The following is a 20,639-nucleotide window of genomic DNA, read 5'->3' on the forward strand; positions in this document are numbered from 1 at the left end:
TACTTGTACCGATTATAGTTTGCCGGGTTCTGTCCGTCAATCTTTTTTTTGGACTTGAGATGGATTGAAATGAACCGTTCATTAGAGAACGGCTTTTTTTATTGGGCCCAGATTACATCTAACAAGGCTAATCTTGCCTATGATTCGCATTCATTCTCTCCATTCTCTATGCTTATAGGATAAGCATCCACATTTGGGGTAATGAACATACACATACTGCCCGCATCACAAAACCATATATAAGGAGAGGATTATACGATGTTTACTCGTAATGACGATATACGCAACCAAATCTGGGAAGCCGTCTCGGGACTCGAAGAAGAACAATTGAACCAAAAACCTTCACCCGAGCAATGGAGTATTATGCAAGTGCTACGCCATCTGAATCTGATGGAAAATGTAATTGAAAAACAAGCCCGCCTTGCACTGGAGAAAGAACAGACAGTGTCTGTGGACAAAAAACCATATGAATTATCGTTGGACCGCAGCCGCTCCGTCGAGGCACCACCCCATCTTCAGCCTCCAGCAGCGCCTGAGGCACTTGCACACGTACGCCATGATCTGGACGAATCTCACCAAGCGTTAAATAACTTTGCATTAGAGCATGATCCTGACCTGCTGCGCAGCAAGTCCTTTCCTCATCCCGTATTCGGTGAGATGGATCTTACCCAATGGATTGACTTTGCAAGTTATCATGAGGAACGTCATTTGGGACAGATTCAAGAGATTAAACATCAGCTTGGCGTATAAACACAACCTATACTTTCACATAGCGAAATACTTGCACGACAAAAAACCTCCAATCCTATAACCTGGGTTGGAGGTTTCCAGTGTTCTTATGTTACGAATAAGAACATCACTTATATTTTTTTGCCCAATATCGCCAGATCTCTATTCACACCATCCAGCACGGCCACTTCCGGATAGTATCCCCATTGTTCAAAACCATGCTTGCGCAATAACCCCAAACTCGGTTCGTTATGCCCGAAGACAAATCCAAGAATAGTTGTAATTCCAAGTGCAGGACAAGCCGCAAATACCGTTTCGAGCAAACGTCCTCCCGCCCCAATTCCGCGGCATTGTTGATCCACATATACACTGACTTCCACCGTGCCATTATACGCTGGGCGTCCATAGAACGAGCTGAGACTTGCCCAAGCTACTACATTACCTTCCTGCTTCATCACCCAAAGCGGACGATGATCCGGTGAATGCTCCTCGAACCAAGGCTCACGCTGCTCCACTGTCACCGGTTCCAAATCCGCTGTTGCCATACGGCCCTCTATAGTAGAATTATAAATTTCTACAATCCTCGGCAAGTCCTCCAGGCGCGCATATTCAATCTGCACATCTTCCAGTTTCATCGCTATTCCTCCATCATCTCAGATCGTTCTATTATCATAGAGGATATTATAATGGAAAATAGAAGTCTTCGTCATCCCTAACATTCTGACAGAGAATTACTCCATCAATATCATTACTCTGCGAGTCCCTGTATTGTGTTACCACGAGTTAACTGCTGACTCTGGTCTGCCCAACGGATGTTAATGGAACGAGATGTGAACAGATCCGGGCCGTCCGATACCTGGAAATGCAGATGAGCTTCACTGGAGTTCCCCGAATTACCAAGCTCACCGATAGGGTCTCCCTGCTTGAGCTTATCTCCTTTTTGGACCGAAACACTGCCTTCCTTGATATGTCCTGTGATGCTGTACTCCCCATTTCCATGGTCGATCACCACATAGTTCCCCGCCGGCTCTTCCGGATTCATGACACCCGGTACATTGTCCGGTATATCGTTCTTGATATCAACGACAGTGCCATCCGCAGCTGCATAGAGCGGTTCACCATAAGCATAGTAGTTTTCATTTTCCTTTGCATCACCTTGATAACTGGATTGTTCTTTGGTCCGAACGATATCCAGTGCGTAGCGCTGCGTTTCATGCTCATAATGATAGTTTGACAACACATCATTGCCTCCCCAGAATACGTACCATTCCCCCTTCATCGGCAATTGAAATTCGGTTTTGGTGAATTTGGTATCCGTGTCCTTATGAGGTTCCAGCGGTTGGATCGAGAGACCTTCAATCTGATTATCTTCGGAAAAATAGGCTAGAATGCCTTTCGTCCCTGTCTGATCCTTCCAGGCATGTTCCGATAATTGATTCATTTTAGCGTCTACCACTTGCTCCCACGATTCAACACCCTCCAGAAAAGAATCCGCGGTCGTTTTAAACTGTTCAAGCGTTACCGTTTCCTTCAATTCCGGAGAAAACTGATTATGGATTGCATCCTTTGAACCGTTCATCAACGTATCGATAAAATTGTCCGGTGTAATCACCTCGCTCACCTCTGAACTTGAGTTCTGCTCCTGATCGGAGTTCCCGCTCGCTTCATTATTGGACGCCTGTTCGGCTGACTGCTGCTCCGCCTGTTCGGAAGTAATGGAGTTACTGTTACCGCAAGCAGACAATATCACGCAAGCTCCAAGGGTAATCGCAAGCACCTTCCAGCTTCTTTTATTTTGTAATTTCGAATGTGTATTTTGCTCTGATTTCAGATGACCTTCTCTGTTCATTCTCAACATCCCTTCTGCTAATCGTTAACCTTTCCAGTTAAGTGTACAGAATGAGTCTTATCCTTCGTCTAACCCCAACTTACGAGTAGTTAAACTCGGCTGGCCCCTTAGTGATGCATAATTAAGATTCCGTTAAGATTGCTTGTACGCTGTACAGTCCTCTTGAGTGGTATGATTAGCAATATACACAACGGAAAGATCAGGAGGTCATTTTTAATCTATGGATAACGTCTCATTACTGCTTGTGGATGATGAACAGGCTATTCTGCATATGCTCAAAACCGTTCTGCTCAAAGAGCAATTTCTCGATATTGATACCGTTACAACAGGCGAAGCTGCCATGGAGGCCTGCAACAACAAAACGTACCATTGTATCGTGCTCGACATCATGCTTCCCGGCAAAAGCGGACTGGAAATCTGTCCTTTTCTACGACAGGTCACCGATGCGCCCATCCTGTTTCTGACAGCCAAAACAACCGATTATGACAAATTAACGGGATTCGCCGTTGGTGGCGACGATTATGTGGCCAAACCCTTTAATCCGCTGGAAGTCGTTGCTCGAATTAAATCATTGCTGAAGCGTTATTTACCTTCTAGAACCGTAGCGATCTCGGAACCCCTCCCATCCAACGTAATTACGTCATCTCCCAGCGTGCCGGCAGGTGTGTACGACTTTGGACGATTCCAGGTACTGGAGTGGGCTGGTGAGCTTCGAGTTGAAGGAGAATCCGTATCCTGTCCGGCACTTGTATTTCAACTGCTGCTCTTTTTCTGCAAGCATCCCAATCGCATTTTCACCAAATCAGATCTGTATGAGCGAGTCTGGGGCTCTGAAGCCATTAGTGATGACAATACCGTGATGGTTCATATTCACCGCATTCGGGAGCGCATTGAAGCTGATCCTTCCAATCCGGTGTTTCTCGTAAACGTCCGAGGTTTGGGATACAAGCTCATTCAGCCGGAACATGTGTCACGCCTATGAGTATTCGTCGCAGATTAATGACCCGGTTTATCGGGATGCTTACGGGTGCCGTCATTCTGATCATCCTGCTTGGGTCTGTAGCCACCTATTGGGTCGTGCAAAAGGTAAATGAAGTGAATCTGGTGGATGATTTTGCGGTTAATGGTCTGGACCAATTGATTAATACAGCAGAGATCATGCCGGATAACACCATCCGATATGACCCCGAATTGCTGAAGCAAGTGGATAAAAATCAAGGCTGGCTCCAGGTCCTGGACGAACAAGGTTACGTCATTGATGAATACCACACCCCCGACGATGTTCCCACTCACTATAAACCCGGGGAATTGATTGCATACTGGGAACTCCAGAAGCCGTTTCCTTATCAGATTGTCATGCTGATACGGGAGAAAAACGGGAAGGAATTCACCTTGTTATATGGTGAGAGTAACCCGGCCAAGTCCTTAATGAATAAGATTCGTTCAGACCTTGCTTTCACCAACGGGAAGCTTGATCTTCAGCGCCACCAACAGGAGGCCCTCCGTGCCGTCAATGCTTATCTTCAAGTATTGGACGCATCAGGAAGAGAACTCTCTTCCTTCAACAAACCGGCCATGGGCGTACCAAGCGAATACACCATTCAGGAACTGGTTCTGCAAGTTCGCTATCCGAGTCGATCAGGCATGTCTGTTGCTACGTGGTACGACGAACAGAATGAAACCACCTGGCTGATTAGCATACCTATCGATCCCCTGGCGACCGGAAATCAGAATCCATACCGTTTTATTCTGGAACCGGCATTGGTTGTATTGATCGTGTCCATCATCATTCTGCTCATTTTGCTTGCCTTCTGGTATGCCAACCGATTTGGCTCACCCATGCTGCATATGCTCCAATGGTTACAACGTCTGGAGCGAGGGCATTATGAGGAACCCACCGGGGCCTTTGGAGTTCCTCGCAGTCAGCGTCGTAACGGAAAGTGGAAGCGAAAATACAACGTGTATGCTGAAGTGCTTCGCTCCATGCAGGCTCTGTCTCACACATTGAAGCAAGATGAAGAACTTCGGAAACAGACCGATTCTCTGCGGGAGGAGTGGATTGCTGGCATAACACATGATCTGAAGACCCCCCTCTCCTCCATTCAGGGATACGCTCATATGCTTGAGGCGGATAAGTATAGCTGGACCGCGGAGGAAGTCAGAGAATTCGCAGGCATAATGCTCGATAAGTCCATGTATATGGATAGGCTTGTCAACGACCTTGCCATGACCTATCGATTACGCAGTGGAGGATATCAACCTGTGGTGGAAGAGACTGACGTAAATACGTTACTTCGTGATCTGATCCAGCGCGCTGAACGGAACCCGGCATATGGGGAAGGTCGCATCCTATTCCAACCTTCCGAAGTGCCTGTGTATGGCCTTGTCCATATTCCGTCGTTTGAACGAATTGTGGATAATCTGACCGCCAATGCCCTTCTTCATAATCCGCCAGAATCCATCCTGGTTGTCAGTGTGCATCCTGGCGAACATACAAATGCATTCAGCATTCAGTTTGCCGATAATGGACGCGGTATGGACCCCGAGACGGTATGGAAGTTATTTGAACGATACTATCGCGGTACAGATACAGGTACATCAGACGTTGGATCAGGGCTGGGCATGGCGGTAACCAAAGGGTTGATCGAAGCCATGAATGGTCGTATTGAGGTACATTCCACGCCTGGTGAAGGAACGATCATTCGCTTAATATGGGATGGGCCGTCCGAAACGAATTAAAATGTTCCGCTTGACCTTTCCATTTTCAGTCTATATAATCGACACTCAATAACACCTGTTCCAATATATTGATATTGAATGCAACACATTTCACGATAAATTTAATGTGTTGATCTAACATATTTGGCGATGACCAGAGACATGATTTCGTTTGCGTGCTGCCCAGAGAGAGAGGGGATTGGTGAAACCTTCTTCAGCGAACGGACCGGAATTACCCCTCTGCAGCCGTGACCTCGAACCTCAGCATTTCGGACATCCTTCGGATGTTCGGTATGCTGCCAGTAGAGTTCACCGCCTGATCCCCGATAACGGATTCCAATGAGGGTTATGATGTTTCCTGTTCACAGCGGCTGGCTGAGAGCAGAATGCATCATAACCAAATTAGGGTGGAACCACGAGCCAAGCGCACTCGTCCCTTTTCCGGGACGGGTGTTTTTTGCGCTTTCATTTGATGAAATGGAGAGTGGTTCACATGAGTAAACAAGAAAACAGTAACTCAGCAAGCAACAAATCAGGTAACGAAATAAACAGCCAAGCAAATAATCTGCAACCATCCAGTCAATCCATTGAGGTCCGTCTGCAAGGTGGAGCAATACGTTCTTACGAAGCAGGCATCACTGTGGGTGCAGTCGCCTCATCCATTAGCACAAGTCTTGGGAAACAGGCGATCGGCGGTATTGTAGATGGTCAGAATGTCGATCTCGATTGGGTGCTCAAGCAAGATTGCGAACTCGTTATCGTTACGTTGGACAGCGCGGAAGGTCTGTATCGTTATCGTCACAGCGCAGCACATGTGCTGGCACAGGCGCTCAAACGCATCTACGGTGCAGAACAAGTAAAACTGGGTATCGGCCCAGTCATTGAAGATGGGTTCTATTACGATGTTGATCTGGAGCATGCCTTGTCCATCAGTGATCTGGCTGCCATTGAACGGGAAATGAACAAAATCATTCAGGAGAATCATAAGATCAGTCGGCGGGTCGTTAACCGGGATGAAGCCCTCCGGATCTTCGGAGAAATTCAGGACCCCTACAAGCTTGAACTCATTCAGGATTTGCCAGAGGACGCCGAGCTTTCGATCTATGATCAAGGAGAGTTCTTCGATCTGTGTCGCGGTCCCCATCTGCCATCCACTGGTCGAATCAAAGCGTTCAAGCTGCTGAATGTGGCTGGTGCGTACTGGCGGGGCAACTCGGATAATAAGATGCTGCAACGTATCTACGGCACTGCTTTTCCGAACAAAGTCCAACTGGATGAACATCTGCACATGCTCGAAGAAGCGAAAAAACGGGATCATCGTAAACTTGGCAAAGAGCTTGAACTGTTCATGTTCTCCGAAGAAGCGCCCGGTATGCCCTTTTATCTGCCTAAAGGCATGACTGTTCGTACTGAACTGGAGCAATTCTCGCGTGAGCTGCAATTACAGGAAGGTTATCAGGAAGTTCGGACTCCGCTCATGATGAACAACCGGCTCTGGGAGCAATCCGGCCACTGGGAGCATTACAAGGACAATATGTATTTTTCGGAAGTGGACGATTCGACTTTTGCACTGAAACCGATGAACTGTCCCGGGCATATGTTGATCTTCAAAAATACACGCCATTCCTACCGCGAATTACCGATTCGCATGATGGAATTTGGTCAGGTTCACCGTCATGAATACTCCGGTGCCCTGAACGGCATGATGCGTGTGCGGACATTCTGTCAGGATGATGCGCATCTCTACGTCATGCCAGAGCAGATCGAGGACGAGATTAATCAGGCGATCTCACTGATCGGACGGATGTACGACATCTTTGGATTCGAATATAAGATTGAGTTGTCCACTCGACCGGAAGATTCCATGGGATCGGAAGAACTGTGGGATCAGGCGGAGCGTGCATTGCAAAATGTACTTGATCGCCGGGGCGTGGAGTACCGCATTAACGAAGGCGACGGTGCCTTTTATGGACCGAAAATTGACTTTCATATCCTCGATGCGCTGAAGCGCAGCTGGCAGTGCGGAACAATCCAGCTGGATTTTCAAATGCCGGAGAAGTTCGACCTCACTTACATTGGCGAGGATAGCCTGAAACACCGTCCGGTCGTGATTCATCGTGCCATCTACGGTTCCATTGATCGTTTCATCGGCATTCTGACTGAACACTATGCAGGAGCGTTCCCACTTTGGCTCGCACCTGTACAAGTGAAGTTGCTGCCTGTGTCGGATCATTACGCAGATTATGCGCTCCAAGTACAGAGCCAGCTCCGGGCTGCGGGCATCCGAGTGGAAACAGATCTGCGCAGTGAGAAACTTGGCTACAAAATCCGTGAGGCCCAGATGGAAAAAGTGCCTTATTCCCTCGTGCTTGGTGAGAATGAGAAAAATGCCTCATCCGCCTCTGTCCGTGCATACGGTCAGGGAGATCAAGGCATCCAACGTATTGAAGCTGTTATTGAAATGATCCAACAGGCTGTGAAGGCAAAAGTATAAAAGAAGTAACAACTCTATCTATTGGTCACTTGTCAGCTTGTGCTGAATTACAACTTCTCCTCAGGTTTCAGCCCAACTTGTTCTTCGCTCCACGTCCAGAACCGCTCAGCTGAAGCATCATCAACGGCATGTGCCTTCAGCTGCTGCTCTTTCTGTTGATAGAAGTAACGCCCGGTGATGCCGACAACTTCAGCACTTGTGGCCAGATAAACAGCCGTTCTCGCTCCTTCTTCAGGGGACAGAAAAAACGGCAGCTTGCCCACAAACGCCATAATGCGTGTGCCAAATCCGGTATTGCGATCTACGCCAATGCTCGTTCCCACCGCACCAGGGTGTAGACAGTTCACCGTGACAGATGTACCTGACAGTTTGCGGGCCAGTGTACGAGTGAACAACACGTTAGCCAATTTGGATTGGGCGTAGCTTTTGATCGGATTATAACCTTTGTGCAGATGTGGATCTTCGAAGTGGATTTTGCCAGCCTTGTATGCACCTGACGAAACGTTCACAATCCGTCCCTGCTTTGCAGCTTTCAGAGGTTCTATCAAAAGCAAGGTCAGCAGGAAATGCCCCAGATGGTTAATACCGATACTCTGTTCGAACCCGTCTGAGGTTTCCTTCCGCTTGACCATCACTACCCCCGCATTATTCACCAGAACGTCAAGGCGATCATGACGCTCGCGGAATGTGCGGGCAAACTGGCGTATACTTTCGAGTGAACCCAGGTCACACAACATTAATTCAATCGCAGAAGAGCCAGACTGACGAACGGCTTCCTGAAGAGCTTCCTGTCCGCGTTTCTCACTGCGGCATGCCATGATTACGCGATATCCTTGCCTTGCAAGTTCAATGGTGGTTGCCAACCCCATACCTGAGTTAGCTCCTGTTACAATTGCTGTCTGATTGGACATGAGGTACTTCCCTTCTGAACCAGAGGTTCCGAAATTAGAGGCGCAATGACGGACAATATGAGATAATGACAGGATCACATCTCGGTTTCCATGGGAGGACAAGTATGCTGACCAAAGAAGATTTTAAAAAAGTTAAAAAACAAGCCAAACTTGAAATCGCACTACTCGAACAGGAATATCAGGAAATCTTGCAGAACGTTGATTCTACGCTGTATGATAAATACGGGATTTTGGACAAAGAAGAAACACGTGAGCTAACCCGAAAACGCAAAAACCGCAGATATGCTTCACTGGTCATCGAACTATGCGCCATTATTGAACAAATGTTACATCAACTGTACAGAGACGTATATCAGAAAAAGTTTAATTCGACCCAGCTGATGAAAACTCCTGCCTATCGTGCGCGCTCCAACATGGAGATTATTCAAGTCGAACTGAGTAAAGAATTCATTGCTCTGGAATCCGAAAAAGAACACTTCGCTGAAGCCCTTATCCAGGTGTTTCAGACGAGGAACAAACTTGTTCATGATAACTTCTCGTTTGTCTCCATCGTTAAGGATGGCAGTAATGAAGAAGAAACGTTCGAAACATTACTCCATACGGTAAAAAAATATAGAAAACACTTAAAATATAATCGCCCTGAATAACAACAATCATCGCTAAAAAAGAAAAGGAGGTGTACCGGACTACAGTCCGGATCACCATGAGCCAACCAACCACTTCGATCACTGTGCTAAATCTCCAGATTCCCACACCTTCCGGGAACAGCCCCATCTTCCCCGTCATGCTTCGTGATGAAGATGGCATTACCTTGGTGGATACAGGCATGATTGGCCAATTTGCTGAACTTCAATCCGCATTGGAACACGAGGGCGTACAGCTCTCGGACGTCAAACGTGTGATTATTACCCATCAGGACATCGATCATATCGGTAATCTGGGCGCTCTTCTGGATGCTATTCCCGATCTGGAAATCTGGGCACATGCCGATGAGATTCCATATCTAACAGGTGAGAAACCTTTGATCAAGTTCACTCCTGAACGTCGTGCTTTGCTGCCCGCGCCCGTTTTGGCATTGGCAGACCAGCTACTCTTGCAGCTGCCCGAAGTGAACATCAGCAGAACGCTTGCAGACGGAGACCTGTTACCCCTGCAAGGAGGCACACAAGTCATTCATACACCGGGACATACCCCAGGTCATATCTGCTTGTATTTCGGAGAGCAACAGTTCCTGCTCGCTGCCGATGAACTTCGTGTGGTTGATGACGAACTGGTTGGCCCTGCGCCACCTGCGACACCGGACATGCCCGAAGCAATGCGAAGCCTGAAGAAACTGACAGATTTTACGCTCAATAAGGTTCTCTGTTATCACGGTGGAGAGTACACGAACGATCCGGTTCAGCGTATTGCCACACTTTCTGAGAGCGCAGAGTAGGAATAAAAAGTGAACTTGTAAGTGTTTTGGAATGACACAAGCATCCTAATTAACACTGTTTCTCTTCGTGCAGCATTGTTCGTTGTAGCTCATTCAAGATTAGAATGAAACATACATTACAATTAAGGAGCTGTCCCATAAGCCATGAGCTTGATGGGACAGCTCCTTAAATTAATTACTACGCACTTCTACTACTGCACTGGGGTTGACCGTATGGCAGCTCCTATTGAGCACGACATGCGCATGGTATGCACGCAGTATCTTACATTACACCACTAAATTACACCACTGCATGTGCACAGTATCTCCCCCCTGAATCCCGACTCAGCTCTCCGGAGTAAGTACAATCAACTTGTCATCCCCATTTCGTGGCGATCCTCGTCCATCCCGATTGTTCGTAAGCACGTATAACTTTCCATCCTCGCCAGCACTCACATTGCGAATACGACCCCACTCATCTTCGAAGATCGGTTCCACCTTCTCTACTTGCGTGCCATCTTCCGAAAGAGTGACCTTCAGCAACTGCTCTCCACGCAGATTCGCGGCAATCAGTGATCCGGCCCATGGTCCTTCTTCAACAAAAGCTACACCAGACGGTGCCCATGTATCATTCCCACTATGTGCGAGCGGAGTCTGATATGCGCCATTGTCATCATCGTCGCCCTCCACCTCAGGCCAGCCGTAATTCTCACCAGCTACAATCCGGTTAATCTCATCATGATTCCGCTGACCATGCTCCGTGGCATAGAGATAACCGTTGTCCGGATTCCATGCCAGTCCCTGTGCGTTGCGGTGTCCCATACTATATACAGGCGAATTCGGCCATGGGTTGTCTGCAGGGATCGATCCGTCGAGACCAATCCGCAATATTTTACCCCCAAGGCTATCTTCATTCTGGGACAGCTCCGGTTCATACCGCTCACCTGTCGTGATATAAAGCAATTGGTCCGGACCAATCTTGATCCGCCCACCGTTATGATTCGTTCCGCCCGGAATGTTACCGAGCAGTTCTTTGTCTATGACGGCTTTGCCATCATTCACCTTGAGTCGTAACACCCTATTGGCAATGTCGTCACCTTCCAGATAGGAATGGTATGCATACAAGTAACCGTTCTCCTCAAAGTCAGGATCAGCTGCCAGACCCAACAGACCACCTTCACCTTCTTCATTAAACGGAGCTGAGAATTCAATCAGTGGTTCAGGGGCCAGTTTTCCATCCTCAATAATCCGAATTGCACCAGGGCGCTCCGTTACAAACATCCGACCATCAGGCACACTTACAATCTCCCATGGTGCATTCAATCCTTCTACCAGAACGGAAGCCTGATACGGAATAACCGCCTCACCCTGCGCTCCACTGTCGTTCTCATTTGTACTGTTATTTCCTCCGTTGGCGGTCTGTCCTTGACCCGTTCCCTGCCCTTGAGACGACTGCTCTGTTCCTACCGTAGAGGGTTCGCCTGAAGTACATGACGCTGTTAACAGTGCCACACTTAATAATGAAGCATACAGCGGAACGTTTACTCGATTATTCATGATGACATCTCCCTTCACATATCGTTCTTTTGTATAAAATAACGAAGCCAAACTTCAACGTATTGTTAATGTGCTGTTCTAATGTTGTTCTATATAGTTGTGATGCTATTATTCATGTATAGCGGTTTCGCCCTGTATTACCCTTCACACCAGCCGCTTAAACCGAGAATTCAAGGGATTCCGAGGACATGAAATCACTGCAGTTTGGAATTCCATCATATTCTTTTATAATAGAAAGATAGTATGAATGGAAAGGTGGACAACTACACTTATGAATCAAAACCCTTTATCTCGACTTGAAGCCGATCTGTCCGGGCAAGGATTGGACGCCATGCTGATCACAGATCCGAAACATATCTACTATTTAACTGGATTTGCAAGCAATCCGCATGAACGCTTCCTTGGTCTGGTTCTCGCACGCGGCGAAGAGCCCCTGTTGATTGTACCCGCACTGGACGCTGAAGCTGCCGCAGCCGCTTCCTCGGTATCCAACATTGCGACTCACACGGATACGGATAATCCGTATGCTTTGTTTGATCGTTATCAAGGGCGTTTGGGCCGAGTCGGTCTCGAAAAAGAATACGTGACGGTTGCACGTTATGAGCAGCTTACTGCCGCTCTGGGTGCTGCCAGCTTTGAAGATGTGGGCCCCTTGCTTCGCACATTACGTGTGAAAAAAACACCAGATGAAGTAGCTCGCATTCGCCATGCCATTCACCTGATCGAAGAAACTCTTCGTCAAGGCCTCACTCATGTTCGTGCAGGCGTAACCGAGATTGAACTTGTTGCCGAGATGGAGTATCAGATGAAAAAACTGGGTGCCGATGGCCCTTCTTTTGATACCATGGTGCTTACGGGACCCAAAACAGGTCTGCCACACGGTACACCGGGTGAACGGAAACTGCAACATGGTGACCTGTTGATGTTTGACATGGGTGTGTATGCTGGAGGGTATGCCTCGGATATCACGCGTACATTCGCCTTTGGTGACATCTCACCTGAACTCAAAACCATCTATAACACGGTGCTCGCAGCAAACGAAGCCGCTATCCAAATCGTGAGACCAGGCATCACCTGCGCTGAAGTCGATCGTGCAGCACGCCAGGTCACGGAAGAAGCCGGATACGGAGAGCGCTTTATGCATAGAGTAGGCCATGGACTGGGTATTGACGTACATGAGTATCCTTCTCTCCATGGGGAGAATATGGACATCCTGAATGAAGGTACCGTATTCACAATTGAACCGGGCATCTATACCGCAGCAGGCGGCGTTCGTATTGAGGATGATGTCATTGTAACCGAGACAGGTGTTGAAGTTCTGACAACATTTCCGAAAGAACTGCACATCCTTACCGACTAGTCCAATTGTGATTATGTCAAAAACAGCCTCATATACATTAATGCTCAGCCAATATTATGCATCATGAACTACACTGCACGAAACTGTGCTGAACTGTATCTTCAATAATATAAAGTACACACGCAAACGCAAATATCCCGCAAATCCATAAATATCATGGGTTGCGGGATTGTAATTAATACGAAGCATATCCTGAATTACTCCGTCTGCATTCTACGTAATCTTATTCCTGCTCACTCATTTACCCTTAGTCGAACTCATGTGTGATATCCTGCCAAGATTCCAGCTGTGGCAGCTGTTGCTTCCCCCAATAATCCAGAAACCATTGAATAATCGCAGTCGGATCTGCTGTGCTGTAGCTGTAATGCCGGAAACCGTCCTCACCTTCCTGCAAACGAATCTCCGCCACCATCTGCCCTGGTTCCTCAAGCGCAGCCGCCTGCATATACATACTTCCCTTCACCAGCTCCGAAGGTACAAGTACTACGTAGTCCTGCAATTCCAGATTGGTGATCAAATCAACCAATAACGAGGCATTAATACTAACATTCTCATAGGTTGTGCCATTGCTTTCCAGTGTATAACGCAGTGTAGAATACATGTGCGATTCCCCTTTGGTTGAAGTCATTGTTGGCTAATGATAAATGATATACGCTCATAAACGACAGGTCGTTTATATTATAACTTTTTCATAATAATGTAAAAAGGGTTTTCTTGTTTCGGGGAAATGTGTTTTCTATAAAAAATCCCCTTGCAGAGTCGGAATTACAAATGACTGCGCAAAGGGTGATTTTAAATGATCCTCTTTGAATATTGTCTAAGCTTCATCCTTAAACTTAAAGCTGCGTGCAGCATACAGGAACGGTGTTCCAACCGCAGTCAACACGAATTTGATAATATACGTCGTCAGGAAGATTTCCAGCCAAACATCCCAAGGATAGATGAACGCAAATGCGATCGTGCAGAACACCAGTGTATCCACAAATGAACTGATGATCGAACTACCGTTCGTGCGTATCCACAACTGATTGCGCCCTGGGGCAACCTTGCGCAGCCAGGAGTATAATCGTACATCCAGAAACTGACTGATGAAATAGGCGGTCAGACTTCCGAGTGCCAGACGTGGCAGCAGACCGAACAACTTCGCCATCGATTCCTGTGCAAAGTCCGTCGGTGCCGGTTCAAAGAACAAAACCATCTGCATCAGAACCGTCGTCATGATGAGTGTGAAGAATCCAAACCATACGGCTTTGCGTGCCTCACCTGGTCCATATTTCTCATTGAGCAGGTCACTGGTCAGGTACATGCTGACATACATCGTGTTGCCAAGCGTCAGTACAATACCCATAATATCTATCGTTTTGGTCACCTGAATGTTGGCTATAACCGTAGCCACACCAATCCAGGCATAGAGACCTTTTTTACCGAACAAGCGGTAACACAACAGGAAAAATCCATAAGTTACGAGAACAAAAATCGCTCCCCACCCTAAGTTAAACATAAATACATACACTGCCTTCCTAGTTTTGATTACGCGGGATGGTTACGAACCGCGGTTTGGCTCAGGGCCAAAACATGAATACTCTATCACATCTCCTGCCCCTTGTCTATTGAAAAAAGACTCCCGCCCCCGTGCCCTGCCGCACGCTCCGGCGTAATGACATGCGCAAAAGCCGCCCTCCGGAGTTCTCCGAAGGACGGCTCAGCGTCATCTCTTGCAACACGCTCACTTAGCTAAGCGTCTGCTCATCTCTTGCAAGAGCTGCGGCGCAAGGCCCCGCCCCAGCTTACACGTGAGCCGCAGAATCCAGCTCACGGCTCTGATCGTTAAACGTGTCACGATCGTTTTCCTTCAAAATTTTGCTCGTTACGAGTCCTGATGTCATCGACCCGTTCACGTTAAGCGCTGTACGACCCATGTCGATCAGCGGCTCCACGGAAATGAGTAGTCCAACCAGAGCCACAGGCAGATTCATGGTGGACAATACGATCAGGGAAGCGAAGGTTGCCCCGCCGCCAACGCCAGCCACACCAAACGAACTGATCATGACTACGAGGATTAAAGTCACAATGAAGTCCCAGCTCAGCGGGTCGATGCCGACCGTAGGAGCAATCATCACCGCCAGCATGGCCGGATAGATCCCGGCGCAGCCGTTTTGCCCAATCGTAGCCCCAAAGCTTGCAGACAGGTTCGCAATACCATCCGATACGCCAAGTTTCTTCGTCTGTGTCTCCACATTCAGCGGGATCGCCGCTGCACTTGAACGGGACGTAAAGGCAAATACCAGCGTTGGCAGCACCTTTTTCACATACGTGATCGGGTTGAACCCGGACAGAGCAACAATGATCAGGTGAATAATAAACATGATCGCCAGCGCGACATAAGACGCAATCACGAATTTGATGAGTTTTAATATCTCTTCCGCATTGGTTGTCGCCGTGACCTTTGTAATCAGTGCTAAAATCCCGTAAGGCGTAAGCCTCAGCACCAGCGTAACAATCCGCATAACCACCGCATATACCGCATTAACCATACCGCGGAACGTCTCCGCCTGCTGAGGTTTTTTGCGATCCAGTCCAAGTACGGCTACACCGATGAACGCGGAGAAGATAACCACCGCCAGTGTGGATGTACGACGTTCTCCTGTCATATCTGCAAATGGATTCGAAGGAATGAATTCCAGTACTTGCTGCGGGATGGTCTGATCCTTCACATCAACAAGCCGTTCCTCCACTTTCTGAATCTGCGCATTCTCCCGTTCTCCTCCTTGAATCTCAATGGAAGTCAGATTGAAGCCCAGACTGGTGACAATGCTGACCCCTGCGGCAATCGCTGTGGTGATCAAAAGGATGGCAATAATGGAAACACTCATCTTGCCGAGATTTTGCTTGCCCTTCAGATTCATAATCGCAGAGATGATCGACACCATGATCAATGGGATCACGACCATTTGCAACAAACGAACATATCCTGAACCGACCAGATTGAACCAATCGACTGATTTCGTAACGACATCAGAACCTGATGTGTACACCAATTGAAGAATAACCCCGTACACAACCCCCAGTCCCAGACCCGCAAATACGCGTTTCGTAAAGGAGATATGCTTTTTCTGCATCCAGTAGAGGATGCCAAGCAAGGCAAGCATAACCACTACATTTAATATGACTAGAAACGTATCCATTTCTTTAAATCCTCCTCAGGTATGTGTGTAACCGGATCATATCCGATTTTTTTTCTATTATCTTTTGTACTTCCGACAAAGACATTTTACAATATACCATATAACAAACTATTCTGGTAGGTATTAATTGATATTATGTAATATGCATGTAACAAATTCATCTATTTCTGAAAAAAATACACCAATCGTGAAAATTGTTCTATTCAACCCCCGGTTAATTTTGTAATATAGGTATATCCGCTTATTCCCAAGTTCTCTCAATGAATAATTTAGGTCTTTCTTCATCGGTAGAAAGGTCTTGTGAATACGGAAAAGCGACAATGTTAATGAACTTGACGTGAAAGGATGATCATATGTTTCGTAATGGAACCGTTGCCGGTAAAATCAGAGGTACATTGTTCCTCGTTCTGCTGGTTGCTTCCCTGTTGTTCAGTATTAGTTTTTATGCGGTATCGATGAATATTATTCAAAGCTACGTGTTACCGCAGTTTGACAAAGTCCTAAACACGTCCATTCAGGATATATACAAGAACACTTCGGCATCCAAAATCCTGCAGGTACAGAGTGGCGGAGCCGGTTCTGAAGGTGCTGCCATGACCGTAGAATCATATCTGGCCGATAAAGCAAAAGAACACAACCTTGATGCCGCATACGTTGTTGCTATACAGGACGGTTCAGCCCAAGTTGTTGTGGCCAACTCTTCCTCAGGCATGAAGGCCCAGGATGAGATTAAGATAGACCCAGCAATGAATGCAGCTATCGAGAGCAAAGAAATGGTCATCAGTGAAGTCTATTCCGATTCCTTCGGTGTACATAAGGCAGCATTCATTCCAATTGCAGGAAGTAACATGATTATGGCTGTAAGCATGGATGCCCAATTCATTCAGGATAAGATTACCCAGATTTTCTGGCTATGTCTTGGGATTACAGCCCTAGTCTTCGTGCTCGGCTGGCTTATCTCCACTAGTATGATCAAAAGAGTAACCAAACCGATCATCAAGCTTGTCCAACATAGTAAACAAATATCTCAAGGTGACCTGACCGCTGAACTCCAGATCAAAGGCAAAGATGAAATTGCCCAGCTTGCCGCAAGCTTCCAGACGATGACGCATAACCTGAAAGAAATGATCAGCCGTGCCTTGTCTACGTCCAATGAAGTTGTATCAGGCTCTAATGACTTACTTCAACGGGTTGAATCGATGTCCGGTATGGTTCGGAACTCCAGCCGCTCAGCAGAAGATGCAGAAAAAGGAAGCATCAGCATTGCGTCCAGCGCATCCGAGAACGCCAGAGCTATGGAAGAAATCACACAGGGCATCATGCATATTGCTTCATCTTCTGCCGAAGTATCCGAGCAGATTAGTGATGCAGCGAGCGAAGCAGTTAACGGTAACCGACTGGCTCAGAATGCCGTTGAACAGATGGAACGTGTAGGCCAGACAGCAAGTGAATCGCTGCGCTATGTGGAAACCATGAATGAACGTTCGGTAGCCATCGGCACCATTGTTGCTTCCATTTTTGAAATTACCAAACAGATTAACATGCTGTCCCTTAACGCCTCCATTGAAGCAGCACGTGCCGGAGAGCATGGCCGTGGATTCGCTGTTGTTGCCGGAGAAGTTCGCAAACTTGCTGAACAATCCAAGACAGCCACAGAGGAAATCTCGGATTACCTGGGCACCATTCGTGAAGATGCCGAACGCTCCGTTGATGCCATGAACCGTGTAACCCAAGAGATTGGTTCAGGTACAACTGTTGTTCAACAAGCAGGTTCAGCCTTCCAGCAACTGAATGAATTGATCCAGAACGTCAACCTGACCATTCAGACCGTCTCTGCTTCGACAGAGCAAGTATCCGCTGGTGCAGAAGAAGTGAGTGCGTCCGTGGAAGAAACGGCACAGATTACGTCCAAATCCCGTGAGAGCATGTTGCAGATCGCTTCGACAGCAGATCTTCAACTCAGTGAGATGGATTCCCATTCCAATACGGTTCGTCATCTGCATGAACAAGCTGTAGAGCTGCAATCTGCTATGAAGAGATTCAAAATAAACTAACGGGTAAACCATTACCCCATCATCACCAGATTTAAACCACATTTAATCATAGGATATACAATACCCCCATGCCGCTAACATTCCGTTTCTAGAAAACGGGTTGTTGGACATGGGGGTATTTGTTACTCTGTTCTCTTGCTCACTCCGGTGCCTGAACACCCATAATCTCGTATACGCGCTTCATATCCAATGCCGAGCGCAATGATTCAGCTACCCGATCGAACTCCATCTCTTTACGTTCAAGCGCACTGTATGTCTCCTGAAGCGGGGCCAGTCCTTTTCCTGCACGCAAACCATTCAGCCATGAACGTCGGAATTGATCACTTTCAAACAAACCATGCAGATAAGTTCCCCATACCCTGCCATCCGTTGTGCCCCAGCCCTCCAGGAAAGGTTGACTACCTGGATGTGAGATTTCAAACAACGCGGTTACACGTTCAGGATCGTGGCACTCCGTAACGCCCATATGAATCTCATATCCGTTAACAGGTAATGAAGCATCTGTTACATCTCGCTCACCACACAGACGAATGGGATGATTAGGCTGCATCCGTCCAGAAGCCCTCACCGTCTGTTTGTTCTGAAGAAACGTTGTTGATAGCGGGAGCCAGCCAAGTCCCTTCGCTTCCTGGATCTGATTCGCCTCCACAGCAAACGGGTCCTTCAAATGAAGTCCCAACATCTGGTATCCCCCACATATGCCTACGAGTTGAACATGCTCACGCTCGGTCTGGCTGGAAATTGCCTGCTCGAGCCCGGACTCACGCAGAAATGCCAGGTCACCTATGGTATCCTTCGTACCCGGTAGAAGAATGGCATCCGGACTGCCCAATTCCTCTGGCGAGGTCACGTAACGCACATTCACATCCGGTTCACGGGAGAGTGCATCAAAGTCTGTAAAGTTGGAAATTCGCGGATATCGGATCACCGCCAGATCCAGCTCGGTTTTGCCGGATTTCCCATGACGCATGGAGTCCAGCACCACTGAATCCTCCGCTTCAATCTGAATATCTCTTATGTAAGGCAATACACCTAATACTGGAATGCCTGTCCGTTCTTCGAGCCAATCCAGTCCTGGCTGCAACAGGGACAGATCACCGCGGAACTTGTTGATAATGAAGCCTTTGACACGAGCCACTTCATGCGGTTCCAGCAGTTCCAGCGTACCTACGATGGAAGCAAACACCCCGCCCCGATCAATATCGGAGATCAGAATCACCGGCGCATCGGCCCAGCCTGCCAGATTCATGTTGACGATATCCCGATCCTTCAGATTGATCTCGGCTGGACTGCCCGCCCCTTCCATCAGCACAATATCATAGGTATCCCGCAACCGGTTCAACGCATCCATAACCGTCTGCTTTGCTTCTGGCAGGAAATGCTGACGGTAGTCCGAAGCACTCATCTGGGCAAAAGGTACACCGTGTACCACGATCTGCGAATGCATGTCCCGTACGGGCTTGATCAGGATCGGGTTCATGTCGGTAGTCGCCTCAATACTGCAGGCTTCGGCTTGCGCCCCCTGAGCCCGACCGATCTCCTTGCCATCTTCCGTCACATAGGAATTCAGTGCCATATTCTGTGACTTGAACGGAGCAGGCTTGAAGCCATCCTGTTTAAAAATCCGGCACAATGCCGTTGTGATGACACTTTTGCCTACATCGGAAGCCGTTCCTTGCAGCATCAGTACCGCCGCTGGTTGTGATGGCCTATCTTCCACGCGCTCTCCCCCTGTCTCCGTGTTATTATCCGGATCATCTTGCTCCCTACCTCATGTGCAACGCTTACCATACTGCTTCATATTTCAAAAGTTAAAGCCAGAACAGTCCTTGAAGCACGCTCAGCACGGTCAACAAAGCCGCCTCCAGCAGCTCATTCATGGCACCATACGTATCCCCGGTTAGACCGCCCAGCCGTTCACTGATCCGGGCAGCCACGAATCGGCCGATATAATAACACGCCACAGGCAGTATAATGACTGCCGTTACCGGGTATAACCACCATGGCAGTGTTCCCAGACCACTCACCATCGCATCTGCTATCCCCATATCCGGCTTGAAAAGCCACACTGCGGCATACGTAACTGCACCTGCGATCAAGGTCAGGCCCACGGCTGAGCTGCGTGCACGCTGGACTTCCTTCCGCTCACCGAGACCTTTGAACAAGACAGCAAGTCCATCGTCTCCACGTGCATTCGGCCAGGCCGACATCGCATACACCATGAACCAGCGACTCCAGATCATGGGCAGGATCAGCAGCGCACCGTACACCCAGTGGCCCCGGGCAATAAAATCGGCGATCAGCGCCGCTTTCATCATCAGCAGCAAGACGCAGGCGATCACGCCCATGGCGCCCACACGGCTGTCTT

General features: G+C 48.0%; 17 protein-coding genes. 8 read left to right on the forward strand and 9 right to left on the reverse strand.

Annotated features, from left to right (window positions below; translation table 11 throughout):
* The first annotated feature begins 258 nt into the window (after positions 1-258).
* Entirely contained in the window at positions 259-750 is a 492-nt protein-coding gene (locus tag ACE3K2_RS29115; RefSeq protein WP_421898427.1) for a DinB family protein, read from the forward strand.
* Positions 751-860: 110 nt separating this feature from the next.
* Here ACE3K2_RS29115 and ACE3K2_RS29120 read toward each other — a convergent pair whose 3' ends face one another.
* Both ACE3K2_RS29120 and ACE3K2_RS29125 read right to left on the reverse strand, forming a co-directional pair.
* Positions 861-1,364 carry a GNAT family N-acetyltransferase gene (locus ACE3K2_RS29120; protein ID WP_421898430.1) on the reverse strand — a complete coding sequence of 168 codons (504 nt, stop codon included), beginning with the start codon at positions 1,362-1,364 and terminating at the stop codon, positions 861-863.
* Between the two features lie 113 nt (positions 1,365-1,477).
* Positions 1,478-2,578: a M23 family metallopeptidase gene (locus ACE3K2_RS29125; protein ID WP_421898433.1), complete on the reverse strand. Its 1,101-nt coding sequence runs from the start codon at positions 2,576-2,578 to the stop codon at positions 1,478-1,480.
* Between the two features lie 220 nt (positions 2,579-2,798).
* Between ACE3K2_RS29125 and ACE3K2_RS29130 the strand changes: the two genes are divergently transcribed.
* From ACE3K2_RS29130 to thrS, 3 genes are all read left to right on the forward strand, one after another.
* Complete coding sequence (locus tag ACE3K2_RS29130) at positions 2,799-3,560, forward strand: response regulator transcription factor (protein WP_421898436.1); 762 nt, start codon at positions 2,799-2,801, stop codon at positions 3,558-3,560.
* Positions 3,557-5,317: a sensor histidine kinase gene (locus ACE3K2_RS29135; protein ID WP_421898439.1), complete on the forward strand. Its 1,761-nt coding sequence runs from the start codon at positions 3,557-3,559 to the stop codon at positions 5,315-5,317. Before ACE3K2_RS29130 ends, ACE3K2_RS29135 begins: the two co-directional genes overlap by 4 nt.
* Before the next feature lie 472 nt (positions 5,318-5,789).
* A complete protein-coding gene (gene thrS / locus ACE3K2_RS29140; protein WP_421898441.1) occupies positions 5,790-7,790 on the forward strand; it encodes a threonine--tRNA ligase in 2,001 nt (666 codons plus the stop codon).
* A 47-nt stretch (positions 7,791-7,837) separates the two neighbouring features.
* Here thrS and ACE3K2_RS29145 read toward each other — a convergent pair whose 3' ends face one another.
* Positions 7,838-8,701 (reverse strand): SDR family oxidoreductase, encoded by an 864-nt coding sequence (locus ACE3K2_RS29145; protein WP_421898444.1) that lies wholly within the window; start codon positions 8,699-8,701, stop codon positions 7,838-7,840.
* Positions 8,702-8,805: 104 nt separating this feature from the next.
* On the opposite strand from ACE3K2_RS29145, the gene ACE3K2_RS29150 reads away from it, so the two are divergent.
* Both ACE3K2_RS29150 and ACE3K2_RS29155 read left to right on the forward strand, forming a co-directional pair.
* On the forward strand, positions 8,806-9,348 hold the full coding sequence (locus ACE3K2_RS29150) for a hypothetical protein (RefSeq protein WP_421898448.1): 543 nt from the start codon (positions 8,806-8,808) through the stop codon (positions 9,346-9,348).
* Between the two features lie 29 nt (positions 9,349-9,377).
* Positions 9,378-10,136: an MBL fold metallo-hydrolase gene (locus tag ACE3K2_RS29155; RefSeq protein ID WP_421898451.1), complete on the forward strand. Its 759-nt coding sequence runs from the start codon at positions 9,378-9,380 to the stop codon at positions 10,134-10,136.
* A gap of 324 nt (positions 10,137-10,460) precedes the next feature.
* On the opposite strand, the gene ACE3K2_RS29160 is transcribed toward ACE3K2_RS29155, so the two are convergent.
* Positions 10,461-11,672: a PQQ-dependent sugar dehydrogenase gene (locus ACE3K2_RS29160; protein WP_421898454.1), complete on the reverse strand. Its 1,212-nt coding sequence runs from the start codon at positions 11,670-11,672 to the stop codon at positions 10,461-10,463.
* A gap of 271 nt (positions 11,673-11,943) precedes the next feature.
* Here ACE3K2_RS29160 and ACE3K2_RS29165 point away from each other — a divergent pair, with 271 nt between their 5' ends.
* Entirely contained in the window at positions 11,944-13,032 is a 1,089-nt protein-coding gene (locus tag ACE3K2_RS29165; protein ID WP_421898457.1) for a M24 family metallopeptidase, read from the forward strand.
* A 247-nt stretch (positions 13,033-13,279) separates the two neighbouring features.
* Here the strand turns inward: ACE3K2_RS29165 and ACE3K2_RS29170 are convergent, their stop codons facing one another.
* From ACE3K2_RS29170 to ACE3K2_RS29180, 3 genes are all read right to left on the reverse strand, one after another.
* Entirely contained in the window at positions 13,280-13,633 is a 354-nt protein-coding gene (locus ACE3K2_RS29170; RefSeq protein WP_421898460.1) for a hypothetical protein, read from the reverse strand.
* A 216-nt stretch (positions 13,634-13,849) separates the two neighbouring features.
* Positions 13,850-14,533, reverse strand: a complete 684-nt coding sequence (locus tag ACE3K2_RS29175) for a queuosine precursor transporter (RefSeq protein ID WP_421898463.1) — start codon at positions 14,531-14,533, stop codon at positions 13,850-13,852.
* 286 nt (positions 14,534-14,819) lie between these two features.
* Positions 14,820-16,217 carry an L-cystine transporter gene (locus ACE3K2_RS29180; RefSeq protein ID WP_421898466.1) on the reverse strand — a complete coding sequence of 466 codons (1,398 nt, stop codon included), beginning with the start codon at positions 16,215-16,217 and terminating at the stop codon, positions 14,820-14,822.
* A gap of 353 nt (positions 16,218-16,570) precedes the next feature.
* On the opposite strand from ACE3K2_RS29180, the gene ACE3K2_RS29185 reads away from it, so the two are divergent.
* Positions 16,571-18,271 carry a methyl-accepting chemotaxis protein gene (locus tag ACE3K2_RS29185; protein WP_421898469.1) on the forward strand — a complete coding sequence of 567 codons (1,701 nt, stop codon included), beginning with the start codon at positions 16,571-16,573 and terminating at the stop codon, positions 18,269-18,271.
* Positions 18,272-18,410: 139 nt separating this feature from the next.
* Here the strand turns inward: ACE3K2_RS29185 and ACE3K2_RS29190 are convergent, their stop codons facing one another.
* Positions 18,411-19,955: a cobyric acid synthase gene (locus ACE3K2_RS29190; protein ID WP_421898525.1), complete on the reverse strand. Its 1,545-nt coding sequence runs from the start codon at positions 19,953-19,955 to the stop codon at positions 18,411-18,413.
* Positions 19,956-20,082: 127 nt separating this feature from the next.
* On the reverse strand, positions 20,083-20,639 hold a 557-nt coding region (locus ACE3K2_RS29195), incomplete at its 5' end, for an adenosylcobinamide-GDP ribazoletransferase (RefSeq protein WP_421898472.1).

This window comes from Paenibacillus sp., assembly GCF_048976745.1.
Taxonomy (GTDB): Bacteria; Bacillota; Bacilli; order Paenibacillales; family Paenibacillaceae; genus Paenibacillus.

Bases quoted from the DNA above. Each gene is read 5' to 3' on its own strand.
- ACE3K2_RS29115 (WP_421898427.1), top strand. From the start codon at position 259: ATGTTTACTCGTAATGACGATATACGCAACCAAATCTGGGAAGCCGTC.
- ACE3K2_RS29120 (WP_421898430.1), bottom strand. From the start codon at position 1,364: ATGAAACTGGAAGATGTGCAGATTGAATATGCGCGCCTGGAGGACTTG.
- ACE3K2_RS29125 (WP_421898433.1), bottom strand. From the start codon at position 2,578: ATGAACAGAGAAGGTCATCTGAAATCAGAGCAAAATACACATTCGAAA.
- ACE3K2_RS29130 (WP_421898436.1), top strand. From the start codon at position 2,799: ATGGATAACGTCTCATTACTGCTTGTGGATGATGAACAGGCTATTCTG.
- ACE3K2_RS29135 (WP_421898439.1), top strand. From the start codon at position 3,557: ATGAGTATTCGTCGCAGATTAATGACCCGGTTTATCGGGATGCTTACG.
- thrS (WP_421898441.1), top strand. From the start codon at position 5,790: ATGAGTAAACAAGAAAACAGTAACTCAGCAAGCAACAAATCAGGTAAC.
- ACE3K2_RS29145 (WP_421898444.1), bottom strand. From the start codon at position 8,701: ATGTCCAATCAGACAGCAATTGTAACAGGAGCTAACTCAGGTATGGGG.
- ACE3K2_RS29150 (WP_421898448.1), top strand. From the start codon at position 8,806: ATGCTGACCAAAGAAGATTTTAAAAAAGTTAAAAAACAAGCCAAACTT.
- ACE3K2_RS29160 (WP_421898454.1), bottom strand. From the start codon at position 11,672: ATGAATAATCGAGTAAACGTTCCGCTGTATGCTTCATTATTAAGTGTG.
- ACE3K2_RS29165 (WP_421898457.1), top strand. From the start codon at position 11,944: ATGAATCAAAACCCTTTATCTCGACTTGAAGCCGATCTGTCCGGGCAA.
- ACE3K2_RS29170 (WP_421898460.1), bottom strand. From the start codon at position 13,633: ATGTATTCTACACTGCGTTATACACTGGAAAGCAATGGCACAACCTAT.
- ACE3K2_RS29175 (WP_421898463.1), bottom strand. From the start codon at position 14,533: ATGTTTAACTTAGGGTGGGGAGCGATTTTTGTTCTCGTAACTTATGGA.
- ACE3K2_RS29180 (WP_421898466.1), bottom strand. From the start codon at position 16,217: ATGGATACGTTTCTAGTCATATTAAATGTAGTGGTTATGCTTGCCTTG.
- ACE3K2_RS29185 (WP_421898469.1), top strand. From the start codon at position 16,571: ATGTTTCGTAATGGAACCGTTGCCGGTAAAATCAGAGGTACATTGTTC.
- ACE3K2_RS29190 (WP_421898525.1), bottom strand. From the start codon at position 19,955: ATGCTGCAAGGAACGGCTTCCGATGTAGGCAAAAGTGTCATCACAACG.